This is a genomic window from Herbaspirillum sp. B65 (assembly GCF_000333555.1).
GTDB classification, from domain to species: domain Bacteria; phylum Pseudomonadota; class Gammaproteobacteria; order Burkholderiales; family Burkholderiaceae_D; genus Herbaspirillum; species Herbaspirillum rubrisubalbicans.
The window spans coordinates 1-7005 of record NZ_BADI01000581.1; the positions used below are offsets into that span (position 1 = coordinate 1).

Sequence of the window (7005 nt, forward strand, 5' to 3'; positions counted from 1 at the left end):
GCTGCGTTTGACACGCTGGCGTTTTTTTTGGTGTCGCGCCTGCTCCCGTAGTCGAATCTTCCTGCGCCATTGCGCGGGCACTACCGGAGGGGCGTCGCCAAGATAGCTGAAGCGCTGCATAGGTGAGGGGATGCAGCAGTTCAGCTGGTGCCGAATTCATTAGCGCAAGCCACAGGCGGCTTGTGCCGATGAATAGCTCGCCCGCGTCATCGCGATGTCGCGTGCGGGTTGCTTATATCAAGCTTGATTTTTTCCATTCACGTGAAGAAGGAGAAACAAAATGGCAACAGCAGCAAAGAAGACCGCGGCCAAGAAGCCGGCGGCAAAGAAGGAAAAGGCGGTCGCCGCCAAGGAAACCACGAAGAAGGTAGCAGCGCCCAAGGCCGCCGCCGCCAAGAAGACCGTGGCCAAGGCCGCCGCCAAGCCGGCAGCTGCCAAGAAGGCAGCAGCTCCGAAGGCCGCAGCCGCCAAGAAGGTTGCAGCTCCGAAGGCAGCAGCGAAGAAGGTTGCAGCACCGAAGGCAGCCGCCAAGAAGGTTGCAGCTCCGAAGGCCGCCGCCAAGAAGGCAGCAGCTCCGAAGGCCGCAGCCGCCAAGAAGGTTGCAGCACCGAAGGCAGCAGCGAAGAAGGTTGCAGCTCCGAAGGCCGCCGCCAAGAAGGCAGCAGCTCCGAAGGCCGCAGCAGCGAAGAAGGTTGCAGCACCGAAGGCAGCAGCGAAGAAGGTTGCAGCTCCGAAGGCTGCCGCCAAGAAGGCAGCAGCTCCGAAGGCCGCAGCAGCGAAGAAGGTTGCAGCACCGAAGGCCGCCGCCAAGAAGGTCGCAGCACCGAAGGCCGCCGCCAAGAAGGCAGCAGCTCCGAAGGCAGCCGTTGCCAAGAAGGTTGCAGCTCCGAAGGCAGCAGCAAAGAAGGTCGCCGCTCCCAAGGCAGCAGCTCCGAAGGCCGCCGCAGCTCCCAAGGCCGCCGCCAAGAAGCCCGCCGTCAAGAAGGCAGCAGCTCCCAAGAAGGCCGCCGCCAAGCCGGCAGCTGCCGCAGCAGCACCGGCCGCCAAGACCGTGCTGAACCCGGCCGCTGCATGGCCGTTCCCGACCGGCGCTGGTCGTCCGTAATCTGGGCGCGCGTCTAGTCTGATCCCCTCAGACTGAAGGCCGCTGTATGGCATTGCGCCATGCAGCGGTTTTTTTATGTCCGCAGGTTTCGCGGGTTTGCTCTGGCAATTCCGTGCAATGGCACAATATATGAATGCCTGGCCGTCCTCGCACGCGGCGCTTACGTTTGATCTGGTTGTGTCGCGGCGGTCGCGGTGATTGCGCCCAAGCCGCTTGCCCTCTAGTATGTGCCCTGCCTCTCACTGATGGAGATCCCTGTGCTGCTGAGTATTTTCACGATGATCGTCAACGCTGTTGCCAGCATCCTGGCCGGCGTCATGCTGCTGCGTTTCTGGATGCAGGTGGTGCGCGTGCGTCCGCCGCAATCGGTGGGGCAGTTCGTCTACCAGCTCTCGGACTGGCTGGTGCGTCCGCTGCGTCGGGTGATGCCTGGCGGCAGCTACGACTGGGCCAGCCTGGTGGCGGCATTCCTGATCGTCTTGCTGTCCATTATCGCCATCCTCGGCTGGCAGAGCGGATTCGATTTCAGGCTCATCTTCATCGTCGCGCTGGAGCGCTTCTTCGAATGGATCTGCTATGGTTTCATGGCCACGCTGATCATCGAAGCCGTCTTCAGCTGGGTCAATCCCCATGCGCCGCTGGCCCCCTTCGTGCGCGCCTTGAACGATCCCCTGCTGCGTCCGCTGCGCCGTATCATCCCGCCCCTGGGTGGTGTTGACCTGTCGCCACTGGTGCTGTTGATCCTGTTGCAGATTGCCGTGCGGGTGGTCAGCGGGTTGCTGTTCGCCGGATTCTGAGCTCCTCCCCAGCATCTCGCCAAGACGAAAAAAGAGCCGGATGATGTCCGGCTCTTTTGCTTTGTTCCCTCGGCAACGAGGCTGCGCACGCTCAATGCTTCTGCTTGGCCGACCATTGCTCCAGCGCCTGCAGGGTGTTCTCCACATGCTTTTCCGGATTCATGTCGGTGTATTCGTAGAGGATGGCATGGTCCGGCGTGATGACGTAGGAGGTGCGGCTGGCGTAGCCGGTGACCTTCAGGAACTGCGCGTCGTAAGCCTTCATGATCTTCTTGTCGACGTCGGCGGCCACCGCGAATTTGCTGCGGCATTCGCTGACCGAGAACTTGTTGAGCGTCTCGATATTGTCGCCCGAGACCCCGATGACGGTCGCCCCCAGAGCCTGGTAGCGATCCACTGCCTCGGCGAAGAGATGCGCTTCGATGGTGCAGCCGGTGGTGAAGGCAGCCGGATAGAAGTACAGCACCACCGGACCTTTCTTCAAGGCGTCCGCCAACGAGAAGGTCGAGACCTGCCCACCCAGTGAGCTGGGGGCAGAGAAGTCAGGCGCCTTGTCGCCGGGTTTGAGGGCGGCCAGCGCGGCCTGCGAGCACAGCGCCGCGCCCAGCAGGGCCGATGCTGCGCACAGCCGGCGCAGGCGCCAAGCGAAGGAAGATGCATTGTTCGGCATGGCCAATCTCCTTGGTAGGTCTTGCAGGTCGCGTCGCGCTACCCGCTGATGCCCATCAGCCGAAGCGATAGCCGAAGGCCTGATGGAAGCGTTCTTCGATTTCCGCCTGGGTCGGTGCATGATTCTGCGGTCCTTGCGAGGCGATCTTGATGGAGCCCATCAGGCTGGCCAGGCGGCCCGTGGTTTCCCAGTCATAGCCTTCGGTGAGACCATGCAGCATCCCGGCGCGGAAGGCGTCGCCGCAACCGGTGGGGTCGGCGATCTTGGCAGCCGGCACGCAGGGGATGGCGTGATGCTTGCCGCCGACGAAGATGTCGGCACCCAGCTCGCCACGGGTGACCACCAGCGCCGTGACGCGCTCGGCGATCTGTGCCAGCGACAGGCCGGTGCGGGCCGTCAGCAGTTCGGCTTCGTAGTCGTTGACGGCCACATAGGTGGCCAGGTCAATGAAGTTGGTGAGGTCATTGCCATCGAACATGGGCATCCCCTGACCCGGATCGAAGATCAGCGGGATGTTCAGCTCGGCAGCCTGCTGGGCGTGCTGCAACATGCCGTCGCGGCCATCGGGGGCGACGATGGCGAACTTGACCGCGCCGGCATCGGCCACCTTGTTCTCATGCGACCAGGTCATGGCGCCGGGGTGGAAAGCCGTGATCTGGTTGCTGTCGGCGTCGGTGGTGATGAAGCATTGAGCGGTGAACGAGGATTCGATCTGGCGTACGCAGCGTGTGGAAATTTCCAGGGCGGCCAGGCGCTCCATGTAGGGTGCGCTGTCCAGGCCGACGGTGGCCATCACGATGGGTTGGCCACCCAGCAGCTTGAGGTTGTAGGCGATGTTGCCGGCACAGCCGCCGAACTCGCGGCGCATGGTCGGCACCAGGAAGGAGACGTTGACCTTGTGCAATTGGTCGGCCAGCAGCGCTTCAGCGAAGCGGCCCTCGTATTGCATGATGTTGTCGTAGGCGAGGGAACCGCAAATCAGGGAGCTCATGGCGTGGTCGTTGGAAATGAGTGAAGGATGCCGCATTGTAGAAGAAAAGCGGCAGGCAGTCTGGAATGGGCGAGAGCGCTTGCCGGCAGCGCCCGGCGATCAGGGATAGAACAGGTAGATACGGTAGCCCGACACCAGCGCATCCTTGAGCTCGAAATTGAGCTTGATCTGCTGCTCGCTCTCGGGTCCGAAACCGTTATCGGCCTGGGTCGGATCGGCCAGGTAGTCACGCGGGCGGAATACCCGGCGCACCACGGCCTTCTCATCATCGTTGTTGAGGGTGAGCTCGATATCCGGCCAGGCCTGGGTGGTGCTGCTGCGATTGCGCATCACCACCGTGAGCGCATACACATTCTGGCTGGGCGGCACGACCTGCAGCTCGTTGGCTTCCAAGGAAAGGCGGTCGATCTCGGTGGGCAAGCCGACCGTGCAATGCAGGCTCACGCACATGCCGTTGAGCATGGGGCGCAGTTGCGGCACGGCGGCCGCCAGCGGGTTGCGCCAGTAGTAGAGCGATTGCAGCAGCAGCACCGGCACCATCGCGCCGGCCAGCACCATCATGACCATTTTCGTCATATGGCTGAGGCGTGCCTTGCGCTGGGCACGCCTGACGAAGCCTGGTTCCTCGGCCTCGTCGCTGTCCTCGAATTTTTCTTCACTTTCTTCATCCTGCGCTTCTTGCCGGCGCAATGGCGGCTCATGCAGGACCGGTTCATCGTCGATGCGAAACACCGCCGCCACGTCGGGTGGTGCCAGCACATCCTCGGGCTCGGCCGAGGAGCGACGCAGTAGCGCACCGCTGTCCGGGGCCTCGTCCGGCGAGGTGGCCAGCGTGGGGGGCGCAGCAGGATCGTCGTCATCCCACTTGTTTTTATCCACAGGCTCGGCCGGCTTGAGCGATGCGCCCAGGTCGGGGATATAGCCGGGGCTGCTGGGGGAGCGAAACACCTTGGGTTCGGCGATCACGGGAATGGCAGGCACCACGGGCGCGGGTTTGGCTGCTACCGGTGCTGGTGCATTGACCTCGGGCACGGCTGCCTGCGAGCGGGCATCGGGGAGAACCGGCGGGGCGGCGACAGGGGAGGCTCGCGGTACGGAGGCGGCAGCAGCGCTGGCAGGGGCTGGCGCGGGTGCCGCCGCTGCCCTCATCGCGGGTCTGGCCACGCCCGCTTGGGCCTTGCTACCGGGAGCGGGTTGGTAATGGCCATCGGCGATGCTGGCCTCGACCAGGAATTCGTTGCCGTTGAAGACCTCGCGGCAACTACCGCAGCGGACCAAGCCGCCGCGCAGTTTGAGCTGGTCGCTGGCGACCCTGAAGATGGTCAGGCAGTGCGGGCACTGGGTCGCCAATGCCATGGATTACTCCGGCAGGTGGCCTGCCAGGGCCACCCAGCCTTCATGTTCGGCCCACACGGTCAGGGCGATGTAGGGCGCGTAGGTGGCGATGACTTCCTGCGCCTGGCGATCCAGCACGCCCGAGAGCACCAGCGAGCCACCGGCGCGCACGCGGCCGGCCAGCATCGGGGCCATCAGTTGCAGCGGACCGGCCAGGATGTTGGCCACCACCACGTCGAAGCGCTCGCCTTCCGGGTGGGCCTGGGCGAAGGCTTCGGGCAGGTAATAGGTGGCCGTGCAGTGGTTGCGTTCGGTATTGTGCTGGGCCGACTCCAGTGCCTGCGGATCGATGTCCACCCCGATCACCTGGGGTACCCCGATCTTGGCGGCCACCAGCGCCAGGATGCCCGAGCCGCACCCATAGTCCAGCAGCGTCTGGGCCTGGGTGGCATTGGCTTCCAGCCACTCCATGCACAGCCGGGTGGTGGGATGGCTGCCGGTACCGAAGGCCAGGCCCGGGTCCAGCTCCAGCACCAGGGCATCCGGGTCAGCGGGTGCCTCGTGCCAGCTCGGCACCACCCAGATGCGCTGACCGATGTGGATGGGCTCGAACTGGGATTGCGTCAGGCGCACCCAGTCCTGCTCTTCCACGTTGCGGGTGGCAAAGGGCAGGGCATAGTCCAGGCCGATGGCCTTGGCGGCATCCATGACGATGGTGGCGTGGTCGGCATCCGTGCCGGCCAGCGCCACCACGCGGCTGCGATCCCAGGCGGCGGTTTGCGGCTCCATGCCGGGCTCGCCGAAGAGCGGACGTTCGGCCTCGGTGCCTTCGTCCGCATCTTCCACCGACACCGACAGGGCGCCAGAGTCCATCAGGGCGTCGGACAATGCCTCCGCCTCTTCCCGCGCCACTTCGATGACGATTTCTACCCAAGCCATGCTGGTCTGCCTTTGCTGATGTTGCTGTTTTTGCTGATGAGGTGCTGCGGTATTGCTTACTTCTTGACCGGCTTGTCGGCTTCCGAGGAAGCCGGACGTTCCGACAACTTATGTTCCAGATAATGGATATTGGTTCCGCCTTCGAAGAAGCGCGCATCGACCATCAGTTCGCGGTGCAGCGGGATGTTGGTCGAAATGCCTTCCACCACCATTTCCGACAGCGCGATCTGCATCCGGCGGATGGCTTGTTCGCGGGTGGAACCATAGGCGATCACCTTGCCCACCATGGAATCATAGTTGGGCGGCACGAAATAACCCGAATAGGCGTGCGAATCGACGCGGATGCCAGGACCGCCCGGCACGTGCCAAGCCGTGATGCGACCGGGCGAGGGGATGAACTTGAATGGATCCTCGGCGTTGATGCGGCACTCGATGGCGTGACCCTTCAGTTCGATGTCGCGCTGGCGATAGCGCAGCTTTTCGCCGGCGGCGATGCGGATCTGTTCCTGCACGATGTCCACACCGGTGATCATTTCGGTCACCGGGTGTTCCACCTGCACGCGGGTGTTCATCTCGATGAAGTAGAACTCTTCATTTTCGTACAGGAATTCGAAGGTACCGGCGCCGCGATAGTTCATCTTGCGGCAGGCTTCGGCGCAGCGTTCGCCGATCTTTTCGATGATCTTGCGCGGGATGCCCGGTGCTGGCGCTTCCTCGATCACCTTCTGGTGGCGACGCTGCATGGAGCAGTCGCGCTCGCCCAGCCAGATGGCTTGCTTGTGTTCGTCGGCCAGGATCTGGATTTCCACGTGACGCGGATTTTCCAGGTACTTCTCCATATAGACTTCCGGATTGCCGAAGGCGGCACCGGCTTCGGTCTTGGTCATGGTCACGGCATTGATCAGCGCGGCTTCGGTATGCACCACGCGCATCCCGCGACCACCGCCGCCACCAGCGGCCTTGATGATGACCGGATAGCCGATCTTGCGGGCGATCTGGACGATTTCCTTGGGATTGTCCGGCAGCGCCCCTTCCGAACCCGGCACGCAGGGCACGCCGGCACGGATCATGGCCTGCTTGGCCGAGACCTTGTCACCCATCATGCGGATGTTTTCCGCGCGCGGGCCGATGAAGACGAAGCCGGACTTTCCACGCGCTCGGCGAAATC

The 7005-nt window shown here is 63.5% G+C and carries 6 protein-coding genes and 1 pseudogene; 2 read left to right on the forward strand and 5 right to left on the reverse strand.

The window, feature by feature from the left end:
- Positions 1-403: 403 nt before the first annotated feature.
- Both I5W_RS13955 and I5W_RS13960 read left to right on the forward strand, forming a co-directional pair.
- Positions 404-1105: a histone H1-like repetitive region-containing protein gene (locus I5W_RS13955; RefSeq protein ID WP_083893535.1), complete on the forward strand. Its 702-nt coding sequence runs from the start codon at positions 404-406 to the stop codon at positions 1103-1105.
- Between the two features lie 257 nt (positions 1106-1362).
- Positions 1363-1902 carry a YggT family protein gene (locus I5W_RS13960; RefSeq protein ID WP_044529679.1) on the forward strand — a complete coding sequence of 180 codons (540 nt, stop codon included), beginning with the start codon at positions 1363-1365 and terminating at the stop codon, positions 1900-1902.
- A 91-nt stretch (positions 1903-1993) separates the two neighbouring features.
- On the opposite strand, the gene I5W_RS13965 is transcribed toward I5W_RS13960, so the two are convergent.
- From I5W_RS13965 to I5W_RS13985, 5 genes and pseudogenes are all read right to left on the reverse strand, one after another.
- Positions 1994-2572 carry a peroxiredoxin gene (locus I5W_RS13965; RefSeq protein ID WP_044529680.1) on the reverse strand — a complete coding sequence of 193 codons (579 nt, stop codon included), beginning with the start codon at positions 2570-2572 and terminating at the stop codon, positions 1994-1996.
- Between the two features lie 55 nt (positions 2573-2627).
- On the reverse strand, positions 2628-3563 hold the full coding sequence (locus tag I5W_RS13970) for a carbohydrate kinase family protein (RefSeq protein ID WP_044529681.1): 936 nt from the start codon (positions 3561-3563) through the stop codon (positions 2628-2630).
- A gap of 99 nt (positions 3564-3662) precedes the next feature.
- Positions 3663-4919, reverse strand: a complete 1257-nt coding sequence (locus tag I5W_RS13975) for a DUF3426 domain-containing protein (RefSeq protein WP_044529682.1) — start codon at positions 4917-4919, stop codon at positions 3663-3665.
- 3 nt (positions 4920-4922) lie between these two features.
- Positions 4923-5837, reverse strand: coding sequence for a 50S ribosomal protein L11 methyltransferase (gene prmA, locus I5W_RS13980; protein WP_044529683.1), 915 nt, complete (start codon positions 5835-5837; stop codon positions 4923-4925).
- A gap of 56 nt (positions 5838-5893) precedes the next feature.
- Positions 5894-7005: pseudogene (locus tag I5W_RS13985) on the reverse strand (acetyl-CoA carboxylase biotin carboxylase subunit); the annotation flags it as partial.

Excerpts from the sequence above, each read along its gene's own strand:
- prmA (WP_044529683.1), bottom strand. The coding sequence starts at position 5,837 with ATGGCTTGGGTAGAAATCGTCATCGAAGTGGCGCGGGAAGAGGCGGAG.
- I5W_RS13970 (WP_044529681.1), bottom strand. The coding sequence starts at position 3,563 with ATGAGCTCCCTGATTTGCGGTTCCCTCGCCTACGACAACATCATGCAA.
- I5W_RS13965 (WP_044529680.1), bottom strand. The coding sequence starts at position 2,572 with ATGCCGAACAATGCATCTTCCTTCGCTTGGCGCCTGCGCCGGCTGTGC.
- I5W_RS13975 (WP_044529682.1), bottom strand. The coding sequence starts at position 4,919 with ATGGCATTGGCGACCCAGTGCCCGCACTGCCTGACCATCTTCAGGGTC.